The sequence below is a fragment of the Sphingobium sp. Cam5-1 genome, assembly GCF_015693305.1.
Lineage (GTDB): Bacteria > Pseudomonadota > Alphaproteobacteria > Sphingomonadales > Sphingomonadaceae > Sphingobium.
The window spans coordinates 1,336,238-1,354,470 of sequence record NZ_CP065138.1; the positions used below are offsets into that span (position 1 = coordinate 1,336,238).

Annotated in this window: 20 protein-coding genes; 13 read left to right on the forward strand and 7 right to left on the reverse strand. The window is 59.6% G+C overall.

Annotated features, from left to right (window positions below; translation table 11 throughout):
- Positions 1-113: 113 nt before the first annotated feature.
- Both IZV00_RS06755 and IZV00_RS06760 read left to right on the forward strand, forming a co-directional pair.
- Complete coding sequence (locus IZV00_RS06755) at positions 114-2,078, forward strand: hybrid sensor histidine kinase/response regulator (RefSeq protein ID WP_196226354.1); 1,965 nt, start codon at positions 114-116, stop codon at positions 2,076-2,078.
- A gap of 149 nt (positions 2,079-2,227) precedes the next feature.
- A complete protein-coding gene (locus tag IZV00_RS06760) occupies positions 2,228-3,148 on the forward strand; it encodes an alpha/beta fold hydrolase (protein ID WP_196226355.1) in 921 nt (306 codons plus the stop codon).
- Here the strand turns inward: IZV00_RS06760 and IZV00_RS06765 are convergent.
- From IZV00_RS06765 to epsC, 3 genes are all read right to left on the reverse strand, one after another.
- Positions 3,131-4,075, reverse strand: a complete 945-nt coding sequence (locus tag IZV00_RS06765; RefSeq protein ID WP_196226356.1) for an NAD(P)H-dependent flavin oxidoreductase — start codon at positions 4,073-4,075, stop codon at positions 3,131-3,133. The genes IZV00_RS06760 and IZV00_RS06765 overlap by 18 nt on opposite strands.
- A gap of 92 nt (positions 4,076-4,167) precedes the next feature.
- Positions 4,168-4,512, reverse strand: a complete 345-nt coding sequence (locus tag IZV00_RS06770) for a DUF2794 domain-containing protein (protein WP_196226357.1) — start codon at positions 4,510-4,512, stop codon at positions 4,168-4,170.
- On the reverse strand, positions 4,512-5,234 hold the full coding sequence (gene epsC / locus IZV00_RS06775) for a serine O-acetyltransferase EpsC (protein WP_196226358.1): 723 nt from the start codon (positions 5,232-5,234) through the stop codon (positions 4,512-4,514). The genes IZV00_RS06770 and epsC overlap by 1 nt, the downstream gene beginning before the upstream one ends.
- Positions 5,235-5,390: 156 nt before the next feature.
- Between epsC and IZV00_RS06780 the strand changes: the two genes are divergently transcribed.
- Both IZV00_RS06780 and IZV00_RS06785 read left to right on the forward strand, forming a co-directional pair.
- Positions 5,391-6,164, forward strand: coding sequence for a sulfite exporter TauE/SafE family protein (locus tag IZV00_RS06780; protein WP_196226359.1), 774 nt, complete (start codon positions 5,391-5,393; stop codon positions 6,162-6,164).
- A 39-nt stretch (positions 6,165-6,203) separates the two neighbouring features.
- Positions 6,204-7,130: a hydrogen peroxide-inducible genes activator gene (locus tag IZV00_RS06785; protein WP_196226360.1), complete on the forward strand. Its 927-nt coding sequence runs from the start codon at positions 6,204-6,206 to the stop codon at positions 7,128-7,130.
- A 3-nt stretch (positions 7,131-7,133) separates the two neighbouring features.
- Here the strand turns inward: IZV00_RS06785 and IZV00_RS06790 are convergent, their stop codons facing one another.
- From IZV00_RS06790 to pgsA, 3 genes are read right to left on the reverse strand one after another with little or no spacing between them, the layout of a single operon-like run.
- Positions 7,134-7,577, reverse strand: a complete 444-nt coding sequence (locus IZV00_RS06790) for a molybdenum cofactor biosynthesis protein MoaE (protein ID WP_196226361.1) — start codon at positions 7,575-7,577, stop codon at positions 7,134-7,136.
- Positions 7,574-7,834, reverse strand: a complete 261-nt coding sequence (locus tag IZV00_RS06795; RefSeq protein ID WP_196226362.1) for a MoaD/ThiS family protein — start codon at positions 7,832-7,834, stop codon at positions 7,574-7,576. Before IZV00_RS06795 ends, IZV00_RS06790 begins: the two co-directional genes overlap by 4 nt.
- Positions 7,835-7,837: 3 nt before the next feature.
- Positions 7,838-8,401: a CDP-diacylglycerol--glycerol-3-phosphate 3-phosphatidyltransferase gene (gene pgsA, locus IZV00_RS06800; RefSeq protein ID WP_196226543.1), complete on the reverse strand. Its 564-nt coding sequence runs from the start codon at positions 8,399-8,401 to the stop codon at positions 7,838-7,840.
- Positions 8,402-8,547: 146 nt separating this feature from the next.
- Here pgsA and IZV00_RS06805 point away from each other — a divergent pair, with 146 nt between their 5' ends.
- Entirely contained in the window at positions 8,548-9,843 is a 1,296-nt protein-coding gene (locus IZV00_RS06805) for an MFS transporter (RefSeq protein ID WP_196226544.1), read from the forward strand.
- Between the two features lie 10 nt (positions 9,844-9,853).
- On the opposite strand, the gene IZV00_RS06810 is transcribed toward IZV00_RS06805, so the two are convergent.
- The gene (locus tag IZV00_RS06810; protein WP_196226363.1) at positions 9,854-10,036 is read right to left on the reverse strand and encodes a hypothetical protein; all 183 of its coding nucleotides are present in this window, start codon (positions 10,034-10,036) and stop codon (positions 9,854-9,856) included.
- Positions 10,037-10,144: 108 nt separating this feature from the next.
- On the opposite strand from IZV00_RS06810, the gene IZV00_RS06815 reads away from it, so the two are divergent.
- The 8 genes from IZV00_RS06815 to IZV00_RS06850 all read left to right on the forward strand — a co-directional run bounded on the left by IZV00_RS06815 (position 10,145) and on the right by IZV00_RS06850 (position 18,228).
- The gene (locus IZV00_RS06815; protein WP_196226364.1) at positions 10,145-12,205 is read left to right on the forward strand and encodes a transglycosylase domain-containing protein; all 2,061 of its coding nucleotides are present in this window, start codon (positions 10,145-10,147) and stop codon (positions 12,203-12,205) included.
- 138 nt (positions 12,206-12,343) lie between these two features.
- Positions 12,344-12,766: an iron-sulfur cluster assembly scaffold protein gene (locus tag IZV00_RS06820; RefSeq protein ID WP_196226365.1), complete on the forward strand. Its 423-nt coding sequence runs from the start codon at positions 12,344-12,346 to the stop codon at positions 12,764-12,766.
- A complete protein-coding gene (locus tag IZV00_RS06825) occupies positions 12,766-14,586 on the forward strand; it encodes a cation:proton antiporter domain-containing protein (RefSeq protein WP_196226366.1) in 1,821 nt (606 codons plus the stop codon). The genes IZV00_RS06820 and IZV00_RS06825 overlap by 1 nt, the downstream gene beginning before the upstream one ends.
- Positions 14,583-14,909, forward strand: coding sequence for a DUF423 domain-containing protein (locus tag IZV00_RS06830; RefSeq protein ID WP_196226367.1), 327 nt, complete (start codon positions 14,583-14,585; stop codon positions 14,907-14,909). The genes IZV00_RS06825 and IZV00_RS06830 overlap by 4 nt, the downstream gene beginning before the upstream one ends.
- Positions 14,910-14,955: 46 nt before the next feature.
- Positions 14,956-15,420, forward strand: a complete 465-nt coding sequence (locus IZV00_RS06835; RefSeq protein WP_196226368.1) for a Fur family transcriptional regulator — start codon at positions 14,956-14,958, stop codon at positions 15,418-15,420.
- 49 nt (positions 15,421-15,469) lie between these two features.
- Positions 15,470-17,404: a 1-deoxy-D-xylulose-5-phosphate synthase gene (gene dxs, locus IZV00_RS06840; RefSeq protein WP_230463323.1), complete on the forward strand. Its 1,935-nt coding sequence runs from the start codon at positions 15,470-15,472 to the stop codon at positions 17,402-17,404.
- 52 nt (positions 17,405-17,456) lie between these two features.
- On the forward strand, positions 17,457-17,912 hold the full coding sequence (locus IZV00_RS06845; protein WP_196226370.1) for an SRPBCC family protein: 456 nt from the start codon (positions 17,457-17,459) through the stop codon (positions 17,910-17,912).
- On the forward strand, positions 17,899-18,228 hold the full coding sequence (locus tag IZV00_RS06850) for an ArsR/SmtB family transcription factor (RefSeq protein ID WP_196226371.1): 330 nt from the start codon (positions 17,899-17,901) through the stop codon (positions 18,226-18,228). The genes IZV00_RS06845 and IZV00_RS06850 overlap by 14 nt, the downstream gene beginning before the upstream one ends.
- Positions 18,229-18,233 lie beyond the last annotated feature (5 nt).

Sequence of the window (18,233 nt, forward strand, 5' to 3'; positions counted from 1 at the left end):
AGTTAATAGAGCGATATGTGCTGAGTGACATATTGACGGTTCACCGACGGAACGATGAACCGTTCGGGGTGTTTGTCAGTTTTCAGAAGATACAATAACTTAATGGGGAACTTATGAACACGGCGGCGCCGGAGGACTCTGGAAACCGCTTCGAATTGCTTGTCCAGAGCGTTACTGATTACGCGATCTACATGCTCTCAACCAATGGCACGATCGTTAGTTGGAACGCAGGAGCGCGCCGGTTCAAGGGATATGAGGCCGAAGAGATTGTCGGCCAACATTTTTCCCGCTTCTACACCCCGGAAGATCAGGCAGCAGACATCCCAGCCCTTGCGCTCGAAACCGCGGAGCGTGAAGGGCGGTTCGAGGCCGAAGGTTGGCGCGTACGCAAGGATGGCGGGCGCTTTTGGGCAAGCGTCGTCATCGATCCGATCCGCGACTCCGCAGGCAAGTTGATCGGCTTTGCCAAAGTAACGCGCGACCTGACGGAACGACACGCGGCAGATGAAGCGCTCAGGGCAAGTGAGGAGCGTTTCCGCCTGCTTGTGGAAAGCGTCACCGACTATGCGATTTATATGCTCGACCCGGTGGGCACCATCACAAGCTGGAACGCAGGCGCAGAGCGATGCAAGGGATACACCGCAGACGAGATTCTAGGCCAGAATTTCTCCCGCTTCTATTCGGATGAAGACCGCATGGCCGGAATACCGTCCCGCGCTCTTGAAACAGCGACCCGAGAAGGACGGTTTGAAGCGGAAGGATGGCGCATTCGCAAGGATGGGTCGCGCTTCTGGGCCAATGTCGTCATCGACGCCATTCGCAACCCCATGGGCCACCTCATAGGCTTCGCCAAGATCACGCGCGATCTGACCGAGCGGCGGGAATCTCAACTGGTACTGGAAGAAGCGCGCGAAGCCATTTTTCAGTCGCAGAAGATGGACGCGATCGGCAAGCTGACGGGCGGGGTCGCTCATGATTTCAACAACCTGCTCGCCGTCATCATGGGAAGCCTGGACCTTGCAAGGCAACGGCTGCAAACCGGAGCCGACATCTCGCGCTATATCGACAATGCGATGACGGCGGCCGATCGCGGGGCCATCTTGACCCAGCGCATGCTGGCCTTTGCCCGGCGCCAGGAGTTGAAACTGGTCAGCGTCGATTGCATCGCACTGGTGCGAAACATGGCCGGGTTGCTGAAATCGACCTTGGGCTCCACCGTGACAATAGAGACCCGTTTCCCCCTGTCCCTCAGCGCCGCGCATGCAGACCCGGCGCAGCTGGAACTGGCGCTGCTGAACCTTGCTGTAAACGCTCGCGATGCGATGCCGGGCGGCGGCCGGATCATTGTCGAAGGTGCCGAGGCTCATCTTACGGCGGAACAACGGCCTGATTTGCCCTGTGGTCATTATGTCCGCCTTTCGGTCATCGACGAAGGGGAAGGCATGGATGAACATACCCTCGCCCGGGCTCGTGAGCCGTTCTTCACCACCAAAGGCGTAGGCAAGGGCACCGGCCTCGGCCTTTCCATGGTCCACGGCTTTGCCGAGCAGTGCGGCGGTTCGCTGATCATCTCAAGCGAGCCGGGACAGGGCTCGACTGTCTCGCTATGGCTTCCAGTGGCTGCTGATGAGATTGATGCGGAGGAGGACGAGCGCCAGAGTCCGACCATCGTTGAGCCCACGGATCAGCCGCTCGTCATATTGGCGGTCGATGACGATGACTTGGTTCTCACAAACACGGCGGGCATGCTCGAGGAATTGGGACATACCGTGTTTCAGGCAGCGTCAGGAGCGGATGCTCTACGGATGTTGACCGAGGGTGACGTTGATCTCGTCATCACCGACCACGCAATGCCTCATATGACGGGAGCGCAACTGGCAGATGCCTTGACTGAAAGCCATCCTGGCCTGCCCGTCATCATCATCACGGGTTATGCTGAACTGCCTCCCGGCGCCACAAAGCGGCTGAGGCTGGACAAGCCATTCAAACAGGCCGATCTGGCACGCATGGTGGCCTTGGCCCATCATGATCGGGCCGCTGACCGGGTGATTCCGTTTGAGCGATCAGAAGGCTTTTGATCGACCCCATCATCTCTTCAGCGTCTCCCACTTTGGCACGCTAAGGGTGAGAATCCCGCTCACTATCGCCATCAATATTCTCAAAAATGCTGTTATAATGACTAAGTTATGATGCTGGCCGTCCAGAAACGCGGAGTGCGCCCGAGGACATGAATATCACCCCAAATTTTGCCAGTCCGCTTGGCGAATGTCCGGACAGCGTCGCCACCCTAAGCCCGACATCGCATTTCTTCACTTCACTGCGTAGTCGCCTGCATTATGTCGATTGGGGAAACCGCGCCGCTCCCACATTGATCCTGTTGCATGGCGCACTGGATCATGCGCGTAGTTGGGATTGGACGGCCCGGGCACTTGCGCGGGACTTCCATGTCGTGGCGCCTGATCTTCGGGGCCATGGCGACAGCGCCTGGTCTACCGAGGGCACCTATTTGACGGCGGACTTCGTCTACGACCTCGCCCAGCTTGTGGAGCAGGTGGGACGGGACAAGGTTGTTCTGGTGGGCCATTCATTGGGCGGATCTATCGCCTTACGCTATGCAGGCCTCTTCCCGGAGCGCGTCGACCGCCTGGTCGCGATCGAGGGGCTGGGCCTTTCCCCGGAGAGGCTTAAGGACAAGGCAACCCATCCCGCACCCGATCGCTGGCGCGAATGGATCGAGCAGCGCCGCGCGAGCGCTCGCAAGCAGCCGCGTCACTATCCCACGCTCGAAGCGGCAGTCGCGCGCATGCGGGAACGGAACGATCACCTGTCAGGAGAACAAGCGCTGCATCTGACGGTTCATGGCGTGAACCGAAATGAAGATGGCAGCTATGATTGGAAGTTCGATCCATATCTTCGCCAAACACCGCCGCAAGACATGGTTGGGGATGATCTACCGCAGTTCTGGTCGCGGATTCACTGCCCCGTACTCCTTTGCTTGGGTCTGGACAGTTGGGCGTCGAATCCGGTGAATGACGGCAGGGCAGCGCACTTCCGTGATGCGCGACTGGTGGAATTTGGTGAAGCCGGCCACTGGTTGCACCACGACCAGTTTGAGGCATTCCTTGCAGAACTACGCGCCTTCCTTTGAGTGGAAGGATGCAATGGCAGCAACATACTGCGCCCTTAATTGCTCTATGAATGAAGCGGCGGGCTGAATTTTCTCGACCGCGCCTATGCCTTGGCCCGCCCCCCAAATGTCGCGCCAGGCCTTTTTCTCATCCTCCGCCATAGCGGCGATATCCATGCCGGCGGCATTCGCCAGCTTGTCGGGGTCCAGCCCGGCTGCTGTAATGCTCGGTCTCAGGTAATTGCCATGAACGCCGGTGAAGTGATCTGAATAGACGATGTCGGCCGCGCTACTGTCTACGATCATTTGCTTATATTTTGGGTCGGCGTTCGCTTCTTCCGTCGCGATGAAAGCAGAGCCGATATAGGCCAGATCAGCCCCCATCATGCGGGCAGCGGCAATGGAGCGGCCGGTTGAGATCGCACCGGACAGGATCAAAGGGCCGTCAAACCATGCGCGGATTTCTTCCACCAGCGCGAACGGCGACAATGTGCCAGCATGGCCCCCTGCCCCCGCGGCAACCGCAATCAGGCCGTCTGCCCCCTTTTCGATCGCCTTCCTCGCGAACATGTTGTTGATGACATCGTGGAACACAAGGCCACCGTAACTGTGGACCGCTTCGTTGACGTCGGCACGAGCGCCCAGCGAGGTAATCACGATCGGGACGCGATATTTCACGCAGAGAGCCAGGTCCTCCTCCAACCGGGCATTCGTCTTGTGAACGATAAGGTTGACCGCGAAGGGCGCGTCATCCTCAGTCAACTCCCGGCGGAGAAGTTGAAGCCACTCTTCGAACACGCCTGAAGGCCGTGCGTTGAGCGAAGGAAATGAGCCCACGATGCCAGCGCGACATTGCGCGATCACAAGCGCGGGCCGCGAAACGATAAACATCGGAGACGCTATCAGCGGCAGGGATAAACGATCTTCAAGCAGCTTCGGCAAAGTCATCAATCGGCCTTATTCGTCATTAGCTCTGGCACCGCCTATCGGCTGCCACCTTTGGTCTTCGCGATATCGGACGCTCGCAATCAGAAACAGCGCTAATCCCGCACAATCTTAAGCAATCTGCGTTCGACGGGCGCAAGAATGCCCTGAAGTTCAGTCCCTCGCTTAAGGATGCCCCCGGCCTCCCCGATCAGCGCCCACATTCCTTGCCGGTGACGGAGCGAAGGCCGCTTCTCGATGCGATATTCCGGGCGTTCGGCGGCCCGCCGAAAGGCAGAAAAAACAGCTGCGTCATGGCCAAGATCAATCGCATAGTCACGCCAATGCCCAGCCGACACCATCCGGCCGTAAAGATCCATGATGCGCTGCAATTCCAATCGGTCGAACCCCGTCTGCCCCGCCAGATTAGCTGGAGATGGGAACGGGGTCACATTGCTCATCAGGCGCGACCACGCTCCTGAAACAAGGGGATATCATCATCAGGGGGTTCATGAGCCCCTTCCTGCCGCTGCTGTAGCAACTCTGCCACACGCTTCTGCAACTGCTCGATTTCCCGCTGAAGCTGTTCCAGCTTATATTTTTCCGGATCATGGCAATCACTACAAGGGGTGCCATAGGGCAGGAATTCGCGCTGATAAGCGGTGACATCGACAACCATTTGCCGAGCCGGAATACCGACCATGGTTGCGCCATCGGGCACATTTTTCGTGACCACTGCGTTAGCACCCACGCGCGCGCGAGCGCCCACATATACAGGGCCAAGCACCTGCGCACCCGATCCAACGATAACTCCATCGGCCAGGGTCGGGTGCCGCTTGCCTGCAATACCGTTCGCGGGATCGGTGCCGCCAAGTGTCACATTCTGATAAAGAGTGACATCGTCACCGATTTCGGCCGTTTCACCAATCACCGTGAAGCCATGGTCAATGAAGAACCGCTTGCCGATGCGCGCACCGGGATGGATGTCGTTGCCGGTGAGAAAGCGGGAAAAATGATTGACCGCGCGCGCCATGAAATAAAGCCGAAGGCCGTAGAGCCTGTGCGCAACGCGATGAAACCCAAGAGCCCACACCCCCGGATACAGGAGAATTTCAGCCCGCGAACGCGGAGCCGGGTCACGCGATTTGACCGAGTCCAAATAGCCAATAAGATTGCGTAGCATGCAGCGGCCCCTGAAAACCGAAGGCTACTACATAGGCCCGCGATAATCCATTTTCCAGATGCGTGGCTATTTCGGCTTCTGACCATAAAACAGAATGTTTCTTGGAGAGCTATGATATACCAAGCAATGCGGTAGACAATCAACAGGGGCCTTTGAATGACCGATCCCATCCTCGCTCATCTCAGCGAACTTCTACCCTTTATTCTGATCGGTTTCGGAGCCCAAATGATCGATGGGGCTTTGGGAATGGCGTACGGCGTGATTTCCAGCACCCTGCTTCTTGCATTGGGCGTGCCGCCCAGCCGGGCATCCGCCAGCGTACACGCCGCGGAAACTTTCACGACCGCTGTCTCGGCCATAAGCCACATCGCCCACCGGAACGTGGATTGGCGGCTATTTTCACGCCTCATCATTCCCGGCGTCATTGGCGGCGTGACAGGAGCCTACATTCTTTCGAACATCGACGGATCAGTGATCAAGCCTTTCGTTCAACTCTACCTGACCGCAATTGGCGTTTATCTGATCTGGCGCGGCTTTCATCTGCCACCTCATCCACGAGACCCGAAGTGGGTGGCGCCGCTTGGCCTGGTCGGCGCTTTCATGGACGCGTCGGGCGGCGGCGGCTGGGGCCCGATCGTCACTTCGAACCTCCTTATCCAAGGCTCCAGTCCTCGCCACACGATCGGCACGGTCAACACCGTCGAGTTCGTTCTAACGCTGGCGATCAGCCTCACCTTCATCCTTCATCTGGGCTGGCAGGCCTTCACGACCTACACCGTCGGCCTGTTACTCGGAGGAATAGTCGCGGCACCCTTTGGCGCGATGCTTGCCCGTCATGTCGCGCCTCGCATGCTATTCACAGCGGTTGGTACAATCCTGACACTCACATCCTTATTCGGCGTAGCCAAATGGCTTGGATATATCGGCTGACGCTCTTATCTTCGGCTTTCTAATCGAGAAAGGCGATCGATGTCGAGTTACATGCCCACGCTGAAACAGCTGCAATATCTTGTTGCGCTGAAGCAGCATGGGCATTTCGGCAGGGCAGCCGACAGCTGCTATGTCACGCAATCAACGCTTTCGGCGGGTATCCGCGAACTGGAATCGCTGATCGGCGTGACGCTGGTTGAACGGACGCGAAGGGTGGTGCGCTTTACCGCTCTGGGCGACCGTATCGTGGAGAAAGCGCATCGCGTTCTGCGCGAAGCGGAGGAACTTGCGGCTATCGCCGAAGCCTCGGGCAAGCCGCTCACCGGCGAGTTGCGCATGAGCGTGATCCCGACGATCGCGCCTTTCCTACTACCTCGCCTGCTCCCCCGCCTGAGAGCGGATAGGCCCGAACTCAAACTTTACCTCCGGGAGGAGACGACGCAGACGGCGATCGAGTCACTTCGTCACGGCAACGTGGACTGCGTCCTCCTTGCCCTGCCCTTTCCCACCGGGGAGTTGGACAGCGAACTGCTGTTCCAGGACCGGCTATATGTCGCATTCCCTCAAGACGATCCCCGCGACCCGCCCGAGTGGGTGGCGCCTGACATGATCGATGAGACGAAGCTGCTTTTACTGGAAGACGGGCACTGCCTGAAGGACCATGCGCTCGCGGCATGCAACCGTCCCGAAATCCGTTCGAGCGCGATGATGATGGGCACCTCACTCCATACACTGGTTCAGATGGTCGATAATGGCCTTGGTATGACGATCATGCCGGAAATGGCCATTACGGGCGGAATATTGGATCATACGCAGATCGCCGTACGGCCTCTGCGATCCGACCGGTCGCACCGTGACATTGCTTTGGTCTGGCGCAAGAATAGTCCGAGGGAAAAGGAGTTTCGCCTGCTCGCCGAACTTCTGCGCGATGCCGCCGATTTGCCGCAATCCAGCGAAGCCGCCTGATCTTCAGCGGGTCCAATCGCGCGCCTTCGCCTCATCCTCAACGCGCGCCTCCACCCAGGCGGCCGCCCCATCGGCAAAATGCTCCTTCTTCCAGAAGGGCGCATCAGATTTCAGCCAATCGATCAGAAAGGCGCAACTTTCCAGCGCGGCCGCCCTGTGACGAGATGCCGTGCCGACAAAAACGATGTGTTCGCCTGGCTTAAGCTTTCCAAAGCGATGGATCACGCGCACGGCCAAAAGCGGCCAACGCGCGGTCGCTTCATCGATTATCCGCTCGACCTGAGCTGCCGTCATCGCCGGATAATGCTGAAGTTCGAGTGAAACTAGCGCATTATCGCCGCGCACGACCCCCGTGAAACTGGCAACGCCCCCACCTCCGGCGGCTTCCAGCAGCGCCAACTCGGCGCCTACGTCGAAATCCTCCGTTTGGATGGAAACACGATTCATCCGCCAGTGACCGGCGGAAAGATCGCCAGCTCCTTCGCTTGCCCGATCACCGTTTCGAGCGGCACAAAGTGCTGATCCAACGCTGCGCGCAGCCGTCCCGTATCACCTAACGCCTCAGCATAGCGGCCTCCCCGTTCCGCAAGCTGCGCAATCAAATCTGCGACACTCATATCGGCGACGGGCCTATCGACCTGTTCACCATCGCAGCCGATGATTTCTCGCACCCAGGCGAAATAGAGGATTTCAAGTTTAACCACGCATCAGTCCATATGCTTGATACCGACCCGCAGATAGTCCCAACCGGTGATCAAAGTCAGTATTGCTGCGGCCCAGAGGGTCACGATACCCAGCAACTGAACCAGGGGAAATGCGGGCACCGCGCCCGCCAGGATCAGGGCTCCAAGAGCTATCAGTTGAAACGCGGTTTTCCACTTGGCCAGGCGAGACACCGGCACCGAAACCTGAAGACCCGCCAGAAACTCGCGCAGCCCCGACACGGCGATTTCACGCAACAGAATGATCATGGCGGCAGCGATGTGAATACCCGCGATGTCGCGAGTGGCGGCCAACATCAGGATGACTGCGCCAACCATGATCTTGTCGGCGATGGGATCCAGAAAGATGCCCAGCTTCGAAACGGTCCCCTGGGCTCGCGCCAGATAGCCATCGAAATAGTCCGTGATGCCCATCAAACAATAAAGCCCAAAGGCAAAGGCATAGCCGGTCGTCCAGCGAGCACCGACCTCTGCAGGCCAGAGCAACGCGACAAGCAACGGGACGGTCAGTATCCGCGAAAGCGTCAGCAGATTGGGCAGCGTCAGCATGGCGGCGGACTGCCACAGTCCGCCGCGTTGCACAAGCAGCCGTGATGACGGGCATGATCCCTTCTCATTCGGATGCGTTGGACAGCCGACGCGGCAGCCGCTAGACCCCGCTCCGCTCGTCCACAGCGAAGAAGACCTTCTTGCCTATGCAAGCCTCACTCAGGCTCCTTAACAAGCGACGTTTCCTGCCGCTTTTCATCACTCAATTGCTCGGGGCCTTTAACGACAACCTGTTCAAAAATGCGATGGTGCTGTTCGTCGTATACAGCGTCTATAATGACGAACGGTCGGAAACCTGGTTCAGCGCGTTAGCGACGGGCATATTCATCCTGCCATTTTTCCTTCTGTCGGCGCTGTCCGGCCAACTCGCCGATCAGCGGGATAAGGCCGTCATAATACGATATGTAAAAGCAGCCGAGATCGCCATAATGCTGGTTGGCGCCATTGGCCTGGGGCTGATCTGGAGCGGCATAGCGATCCATGGCGTAGCCATTCCGCTGTTGCTTTGCGCACTCTTTGCAATGGGCGTCCATTCCACCTTCTTCGGCCCGATCAAATACGCCATCCTGCCTCAGCACCTGCATGATGACGAAGTGCTTGGCGGCACAGGCCTGGTAGAGGCTGGAACTTATATCGCCATCCTTGCCGGAACGATCCTGGCAGGCCTCATCCCCGTGGAGGTCGCAGCCATCGGCATCGTCGTGACAGCTGCGATCGGCTATGTGGCAGGGCGGGAAGTGCCACCCGCGCCCTCGCTGCTGGAAAGGCAGCCGATCGACTTCCACATTATCCGGTCATCGATCGCGCTGGTGCGGGGTACAATGCATATCCGGCGCCTCTACCTGGCCATCATGGCAATCAGCGTGTTCTGGGCCGTCGGCTCAATCCTGTTCATCCAGTTCCCGCCGCTCGTCAAAAATGTGCTGGCGGCGGACAAGTCAGTGGCCAGCTTGTTCCTGGCGATCTTTTCCGTGGGCATCGCGATTGGGTCGATCGCGATCAACCGACTACTGCAAGGGCATGTATCAGCGCGTTACGCACCCGCATCCGTCATTGGCATGGGTCTGTGCATCGTCGCGTTTCACATTGTGTGTGATCTATGGACGCCTGACGGAAGCGGCGCGATGCTTTCGCTCAAGGGCTTTCTTGCCCATCCCCTGGCGCTAGCACTATCGGCCTGCCTGCTCGGTGTGGCGACATTCGGCGGCATGTTCGTGGTGCCGCTTTATGCATTCCTCACGACGACGGTCGAAAAGTGCGAAGCTGCCCGCACCGTAGCCGCTAACAACATCGTCAATTCAGGCGCCATGGTTCTGGGATCATTTTTTGCAATTGGCCTCAGCATCGCAGGCATGTCTGTCATAGACCAGCTTTTGCTGGTGGCGGCGCTATGCCTCCCCTGCGCATGGATCGCATGGACGCTTCATAAAGCCTGCGACTGATGGCCCCGGATCAATAGATGAAGCTGTAGAAAGCCGTAAAAAATGCGCAGAAGCTCAGAACAAACAGCTTCCAGTCACTCTCGTCCGAGGTAGGTGCCGAAGCGGCCTCCACCTTCAGGACGTGACGAGGCAGCCGCTGACGAAAGGGATGGCGGGCAGCTTCGTTCGTAAGGATAAGCGGACGCGTTCGCATGGCATCGAGTTAACGCCTGATTCACCATTTCGGCCACCCATTATCGTGGTTAACCCGAGAGTGTCCCGAGACAGGACGCTATTGACTGTATCAATCTGATAATACAGCATGCTGGAGCCAATGAAAGATCCCCTGCCCGCGCCTCAGCCCGATCAGCCACCCCGCGAGTTCGGAGCAGGGCCACCCAGCGCCTTCGCTCCATCCACCCCATGGCGAAAGCGGCTGCATGTGACAGGATGGATCATCGCTGGACTGCTCGCACTACTGATGCTCGTGATCGCCTGGCTGGCAATCACCGCGCCGCTTTCGCGATCGTTAAAACCGATCGCGCCGCCAAGCGTCAGCCTCATGTCCGCGGACGGCCATCTCATCGCCCGGCGCGGCGCGATAATCGATCGCCCCGTTTCGATGGCAGATCTGCCCAAACATGTGCCTCAAGCTTTCATGGCGATCGAAGACCGGCGCTTTTACAGCCATTGGGGCGTTGATCCGCGAGGGATAGTACGAGCCGCCTGGCACAATCTATGGTCGGACGGTTCGTCGCAGGGAGGGAGCACCATCACCCAGCAGCTTGCCAAGGGCGTGTTCCTTTCCAGCGACAGAACGTTCGGACGAAAAGCGCGGGAGGCGCTGATTGCCTTCTGGCTGGAAGCATGGCTGACCAAGGATCAGATTTTCGAACGCTATCTGTCGAACGTCTATTTCGGTGACAATGTCTACGGATTGCGCGCGGCTTCGCTGCACTATTTCAGCCGCCAGCCCGAGCGGCTCACCATTCCGCAGGCCGCGATGCTCGCGGGATTGCTGAAGGCGCCCTCTCGCCTCGCGCCGACCACGAATCTGAAAGGAGCACGGGAGCGCGCGGCCCTGGTGACGCAGGCGATGGTGGACGCTGGCTATATCAGCAAGGCCGAACGCAACGGGCTGCGTCCAGCGCGACTGGACGTGCGTGAAACGCCCGATCCGACTACCGGCACCTATTTCGCCGACTGGGTGCTGCCCGAGGCGCGTGACCGCGCGGGCGCGGTTTATGGGGCGCAGACTATCCCTACGACGCTCGACTGGCGGGTCCAGCGCCTGGCCGAAGCCGCAATTCGCCGAGCGCCTCTGGGCCAGGCCGAAGCAGCGCTTGTGGCGATGAAGCCCGACGGCAGCGTCGTGGCCATGGTCGGCGGAAAAAATTATCGCGCGAGCAGCTTCAACCGGGCCGTGCAGGCAAAGCGGCAGCCCGGATCGACGTTCAAGCTCTTCGTATATCTGGCTGCATTCCGATCCGGAATGACGCCGGAGGATTTTATCGAGGACACGCCGATCACCAGCGGCACCTATCGGCCCGCCAACCACGGCGGCAAATATCGCGGCCGCATCACCTTGCGTCAGGCATTCGCGGCCTCGAGCAATGTGGCGGCAGTCAGATTGACACAAAAGGTGGGCGTCGACGCTGTCATAAAGGTGGCGCGCGACCTGGGCATCACGGCACCGCTGACAGAAGATCTCAGCCTTGCACTGGGCACGTCCGAAATTCCGCTCATCCAGCTCGCGCAGGCTTATGCCACCGTAGCGGCGGGCGCCTATCCCGTCATCGCCCACGGCCTGCCTCCCGAAGAACAGGGGTGGTTCGACCGCCTGATGAGCCGTCAGCGTCACTTCAGCCAGGACCAGCTTGAAATGATCCGCGATCTGTTGTCGTCAGCCGCAAACCGGGGAACGGGCAGCGCAGCGGCACTTCGCACCAGCACGTTCGGCAAGACGGGAACCACCCAGGATAGCCGTGACGCGATCTTCGTCGGTTATGCCGGTGGGCTGGTGACGGCCGTCTGGATCGGCAATGATGATAATGCCCCGCTCCCCGGCGGCGCGGCAGGCGGCGGCGTTCCTGCGCGCATCTGGCGAAACTTCATGGCCGGAGCCATCAACGAACCTGTCGAAACACCGCCCGAACAACAGGATAGCGACCTTGTTAATGCAATCGCGAATGTGACGGTGGAAGGGGGCCTGGGCAATATGAGCCTGGGCGTGGATGAGGACGGGGTGTCGGTCAACATTGGCCCCAATCAGTTGCGCCTGCCCATCAGCCAGCCTGAAGCGCCACCCTCCCCCGCCGTCCCCGCTACGCCGCCGCCGCGGATCGTGCCGACACAGCCGACCGATGGAGACCAGGAACCTTGACGTGATTGACGGGTGAACTCGGCTGACAGCATGCCACGGCGCGACGACATGCCGCCAATACCGCAGCCAAACTGCGAATAATCTACCGATGATATCTGCGGCCTTTCTCAGGCGCCCTAGCTGTCCTAAAGGGGAAGCATGAGCGCCCCCCTCTACAATAAGGACATATTGCGCCTCGCCGCCAGTATACCGCATCACCGGCGACTGGCACAGCCGCAGGCGACCGTGGAAAAACGATCGCCCACTTGCGGATCGCGAGTGACAGCAGACGTAAGAATGGAAGGCGGAAAGCTGGTCGAGCTAGGTCTGGACGTGAAAGCCTGCGCACTCGGTCAGGCTTCGGCTTCGCTTATGTCGGCTCAGGCAATTGGCCTGACAGCAGCCGAACTCGAGACCGCGCGAGACAAGTTGACTGCGTATCTCTCTGGCAAAGGCGATGATCTGAATTTCTGGCCGGGGTTGACCGTCCTCGCTCCAGCCCGAGGATATCCGGCGCGTCACGCTTCCATCCGGCTGAGTTTTGAGGCGGTGGCAGAAGCCGCACGCGCGGCGGAGGCCTGATGCCTACTCCCCCTGCTGCGGCGGCGCATGCACCCTTGAACGCGACCGACCTTCTGCTGTCCGAAGGCGTAATCCTGCTGGGTGCGGCGGTGCTGTTCGTCATGCTGTTTCGCCGTTTCGGCCTTGGCGCAGTGCTGGGCTATCTGGTTGCCGGGGCATTGGTCGGCCCACAAGGTCTTGGCCTTGTAGGCGGGGCGGAATCGAAGCTCGCCATTGCCGAAATTGGCATCGTCCTGCTGCTTTTCCTCGTCGGCCTTGAACTGCATCCGGCGCGGCTCTGGCGATTGAAACGCGATATCTTCGCCCTCGGCCTTGCCCAAGTGGTGATGTGCGGTTTGGCTTTGACCGCGATCATCTATTTTTCGACCGGCTTCACCTGGGGCGCCGCTATTGCGCTCGGCCTTCCCTTGGCACTGTCTTCCACGGCACAGGTTCTGCCCAGCCTTAAAAGCAGTGGACGCATCAACTCTCCTTTTGGCGAGAAGGTCTTTTCGATCCTGCTTTTTCAGGATCTGTCGATCGTCCCGCTGATCACCATTGTGGCGGCATTGTCCCGGAACCCCGCGGATGTTGGCGGTCCTCCAGGCATCCAGCTTGCGGGCTATACGGTTGCTGCCATCGCAGGACTGGTACTCGCTGGGCGTTTCATCCTGCGCCCTTTGCTTCAGCTAGTGGGACGGTTGGGCGAGCGTGAATTGTTCGTGGCAGTCGGACTGTTCACGGTTCTTGCCGCTGCTGCCCTCATGCATGCGCTTCACCTGTCCACGGCGCTGGGCGCGTTCGTCGCGGGCGTGATGTTGGCCGACTCTCCTTATCGGCATGAGATAGAAGCGGATGTAGAACCATTCCGGTCGATCCTGCTGGGTCTGTTCTTCCTCGCGGTCGGCATGGTGCTGGACTTGCATGCCGTCGCGGCAAACCCCTTGTTCGTCATCGGCATGGCAGCGATGCTGGTTATAACAAAGGCATTGCTGATCACCGGCCTTGCCCGGCTGTTCGGCATGGAATGGACGCAGGCGATTGGCGCGGGCCTGTTGCTCAGCCAGGGCGGTGAATTCGGCTTTGTTCTTTTCGCCCAAGCGCAAAACGCCCTTTTGATCGCCCCTCAGGGCGCAAGCCTGTTCAGCGCGATTGTGACCTTTTCCATGGCCACGACGCCATTTCTCATGCTCTTTGCGCGAAGGTTGGAGTTCGCGCAGCCGAAAGGACAGCGAAATCCCGCTGGCCCGGACGAGGCAACGCGCGGAACCGCGATTATCGTGGGCTATGGGCGTTTCGGACAAACTGTCGCTCAGATGCTGATGGGGCACGGGTTCGAGGTCGTTCTGATCGACAAGAAGCCCGCCCAGATCGAGGTTTCGAGCCGGTTCGACATGAAAGTCTATTACGGCGATGGCACGCGAATCGATCTCCTTCGCCGATCCGGGGCCGAAGAAGCCCGCTTGATCGCTTTCTGCCATGACGATCCGTCGCTGGACAGCCGCGTATTGGAACCTATCGCCGAGGCATTCCCGCAAGCGGCACTGCTTGTCCGCGCCTTCGACCGGCGGCAATTGCTCGCATTGAAAGATATGGATCTGGCCGGGGTTGTCCGCGAAGTTTTCGAATCCGCCATTTGCATGGGGATCCAGGCGATGGACACGCTGGGCGTGCCACAGGCGGAAATAGAAGAGGTTGAGCGCAAATATCGCGAAAATGATGATCAGCGGCTGACGGTCCAGGGCGAGCAAGGGACGTTGCTGGCCGCCAAGGAACTGATGTTCAGGCCCGGCAGGCGAATGCGTCTGATGGCTCGGGGTGAAGAAGAGGAAAAAACATGATTCCGGTCCTGGCCTCGCTTTCGGCGGCGCTCGCCATCGCTGCTGGCGCTTTCGGTGCCCATGGCGCATCCAGCCACGAGGTGGCCGAATGGTTGCGAACTGGCGGCTTATATCAGTTGATCCACGCGGTTGCCGCATTGACGCTGTTTCATGAAGCGCGCGGCGCGGCGTCGCTGCTTCTGGTGGGCGCCGCGATCTTTGCATTCACCCTCTATGCCATGGCCATGGGAGGTCCGCGTTGGCTGGGCGCCGTGACGCCTATTGGTGGCACGTTGATAATTGCGGGGTGGTTGTGGGCGGCTTGGGCCTATTGGCGCGGCTGACAGGCCGCCCTTGCCCCCAAACCCGCCCACGCATAGATTGACCCATATGGCCCAACACCATCATCATCACGAACCGACTGGCGCAAGCCTGGCCGACGCAGCCCGCAACGCGCTGGAAGCTCAGAACGAGCAGTGGACGCCCATGCGCGCCGCGATATTCGACGCGCTCGCCGCCGAAGAAAAGCCGACGTCGGCCTATGACATTGCCGACAGCGTCTCCAAGGTTCGGGGAAAGCGAGTGGCGCCGAACAGCGTCTATCGTATCCTCGACCTGTTCGTGGCGAACAACATCGCCATGCGCGTGGAAAGCGCGAACGCCTATATCGCTAACGCCCATCCGGGCTGCCATCACGATTGCATCTTCCTCGTCTGCCGCAACTGCAAGGAAGCAACCCATATCGATAATGATGTGGTGACGAACGACGTTCGCGCCGTGGCGGAACATCAAGGATTTCGGGCAGAACGGCCCGTGATCGAGATACTCGGAACCTGCGCCAAGTGCGTGGCGTGACGCAGACGTTGCGCTTTGATCAGGAACGGCCTAGCGCGCTTGGGAGTCTATGCCTTTAATGAATGACAGTCCCACAACGCCGCTGCTCGACCAGGTCACCTGGCCCGCAGATCTGCGCACGCTCAAGCCCGAGCAACTGCCTCAGCTTGCCGATGAACTCCGGCAGGAAGTGATTTCTGCCGTCGGCGTGACTGGCGGCCACCTGGGATCAGGGCTGGGAGTGGTCGAACTGACGACCGCTATCCATTATGTTTTCGACACGCCCAATGACAAGCTGGTCTGGGATGTGGGCCACCAATGCTATCCGCACAAGGTGCTGACCGGTCGGCGCGACCGCATCCGGACCCTTCGCCAGGGCGGCGGCCTTTCGGGTTTCACCAAACGGGCCGAGAGCGAATATGACCCCTTCGGCGCTGCTCACAGTTCGACATCCATCAGCGCGGCACTGGGTTTTGCCGTTGCCAGCAAGCTTGCAGGCAAGCCGGGCAAGGGCATAGCCGTGATCGGCGATGGCGCCATGTCGGCGGGCATGGCCTATGAAGCCATGAACAACGCGCGTGAGGCCGGAAACAGGCTGATCGTGATCCTGAACGACAATGACATGTCGATCGCACCTCCAGTAGGCGGCCTTTCCGCCTACCTCGCGCGCTTGGTATCGAGCCGGGAATTTCTGGGCCTGCGCGACCTTGCCAAGCGGCTCGCGCGCAAATTGCCCCGCCCTCTCCACAATGCCGCCCGCAAAACCGATGAATTTGCGCGCGGCATGGCGATGGGTGGCACCTTGTTCGAGGAACTGGGCTTCTACTATGTCGGTCCGATCGACGGCCATAATCTCGATCAGTTGATACCTGTTCTGGAAAATGTCCGGGATGCCGCTGAAGGGCCGTGCCTCGTTCATGTCGTGACCCAAAAAGGCAAGGGCTACGCTCCAGCGGAAGCAGCAGCCGACAAATATCATGGCGTCCAAAAGTTCGACGTCATCACCGGGGCGCAGGCAAAGGCACCTCCGGGACCGCCCAGCTATACTGCGGTGTTTGCCAACGCCCTGGTCGCCGAAGCCCGGCGCGATAGCACTATCTGCGCGATTACCGCTGCCATGCCGTCGGGCACAGGTCTCGACAAGTTCGCGGAGGCTTTCCCTGAACGTTCCTTCGACGTGGGGATTGCCGAACAACATGCGGTAACCTTCGCTGCCGGGCTTGCGGCACAGGGCATGCGGCCTTTCTGCGCCATCTATTCGACCTTTCTCCAGCGCGCTTATGATCAGGTCGTGCATGATGTCGCGATCCAGAATCTCCCGGTGCGCTTCGCCATCGATCGGGCCGGGCTGGTGGGTGCAGACGGTTCGACCCATGCGGGCAGCTTCGACATCACCTATCTCGCCACGCTCCCCAATATGGTCGTCATGGCGGCTTCCGACGAAGCAGAACTGGTCCATATGGTCCACACCTGCGCCGTTCATGACAGCGGACCGATCGCCGTCCGTTATCCACGTGGCAATGGCGTGGGCGTGCCATTACCCGCGACGCCCGAGAAGCTGGAGATCGGCAAGGGACGAATCGTCCGGGACGGCCGACAGGTCGCCATATTGTCGCTCGGCACCCGTCTGGAGGAAGCGTTGCGCGCCGCTGACGCATTGGAAGCGAAAGGCTTATCCACCACTGTAGCGGATTTGCGCTTCGCCAAGCCATTGGACGAAGCGATGATCCGTCGCCTGCTCACCACGCATGAAGTCGCCGTGACGATTGAGGAAGGCGCCATTGGGGGCTTGGGCGCGCATGTATTGACGCTGGCGAGTGATCTGGGGCTGATCGACAATGGCCTGAAGCTGCGTACGCTGCGCCTGCCGGATGTTTTCCAGGATCAGGACAAGCCGGAACTACAATATGCAGACGCGCGGCTGGATGCGGCGGCGATCATCGACACCGTATTGACGGCGTTACGGCATAACAGCGCCGGGATGGCGTCAGAAGCTCGGGCATAAAGCAACCAAATCTGACGGCAGAGCGCATATAAGCAACCTGGAGGTTGCTTATATGGTGGATTCTATCAGTAAAAATATCGAAATCGCCGCGTCGGTCGAACGCGTTTGGGACGCGCTGATTAATCATGAAAAGTTCGGAGCCTGGTTCCAGGTGGCTCTGGATCAGCCTTTTGTCGCGGGCGAGGCATCGACGGGGCATATGACCTATCCCGGCTTTGAGGAATATCGCTGGGAAGCATGGGTCGTTGCAATCGAGCCCATGAGACGCTTCGCTTTTAAATGGCCTGCGACTGGCGGTGACAAGCAGTTGATGGACAGCGGCGTACCAGTGCCGGAATGGACATTGGTTGAGTTTCTGCTTGAACCCGCTGGCAGCGGTACATTGCTGACGGTCACGGAAAGCGGGTTTGACAAGGTGCCCGAGCCGCGCAGGAGCAATGTCATGCGCTCCAACGACCGTGGTTGGGCAGAGCAGGTGAAGAATATCCGAAAATATGTTGAAGGTTGAGGAAGCACCTGCGCGGCTGTTTGCCGCATTGGGCGACGTCACACGCTTGGGGCTGATCAGGCGACTTTCCGACGGGACGGAACGATCGATCGCCCAATTAAGCGATGGCCTGCCGATCAGCCGTCAAGCGGTCGCGAAGCATCTCGACGTCCTGCTGGGCGCGGGACTGGTGCGCCGCGCACGATCCGGACGTGAGGCGCTTTTCACCCTGGAACGTGAGGCGATCGCGGGCGCGCGGGATTGGCTTGCGCAAGTCTCAAGTCAGTGGGACGAGACTTTGGGCAGGCTCAAGAACTTCGTCGAGAGCCAGCCCTAGTTTCT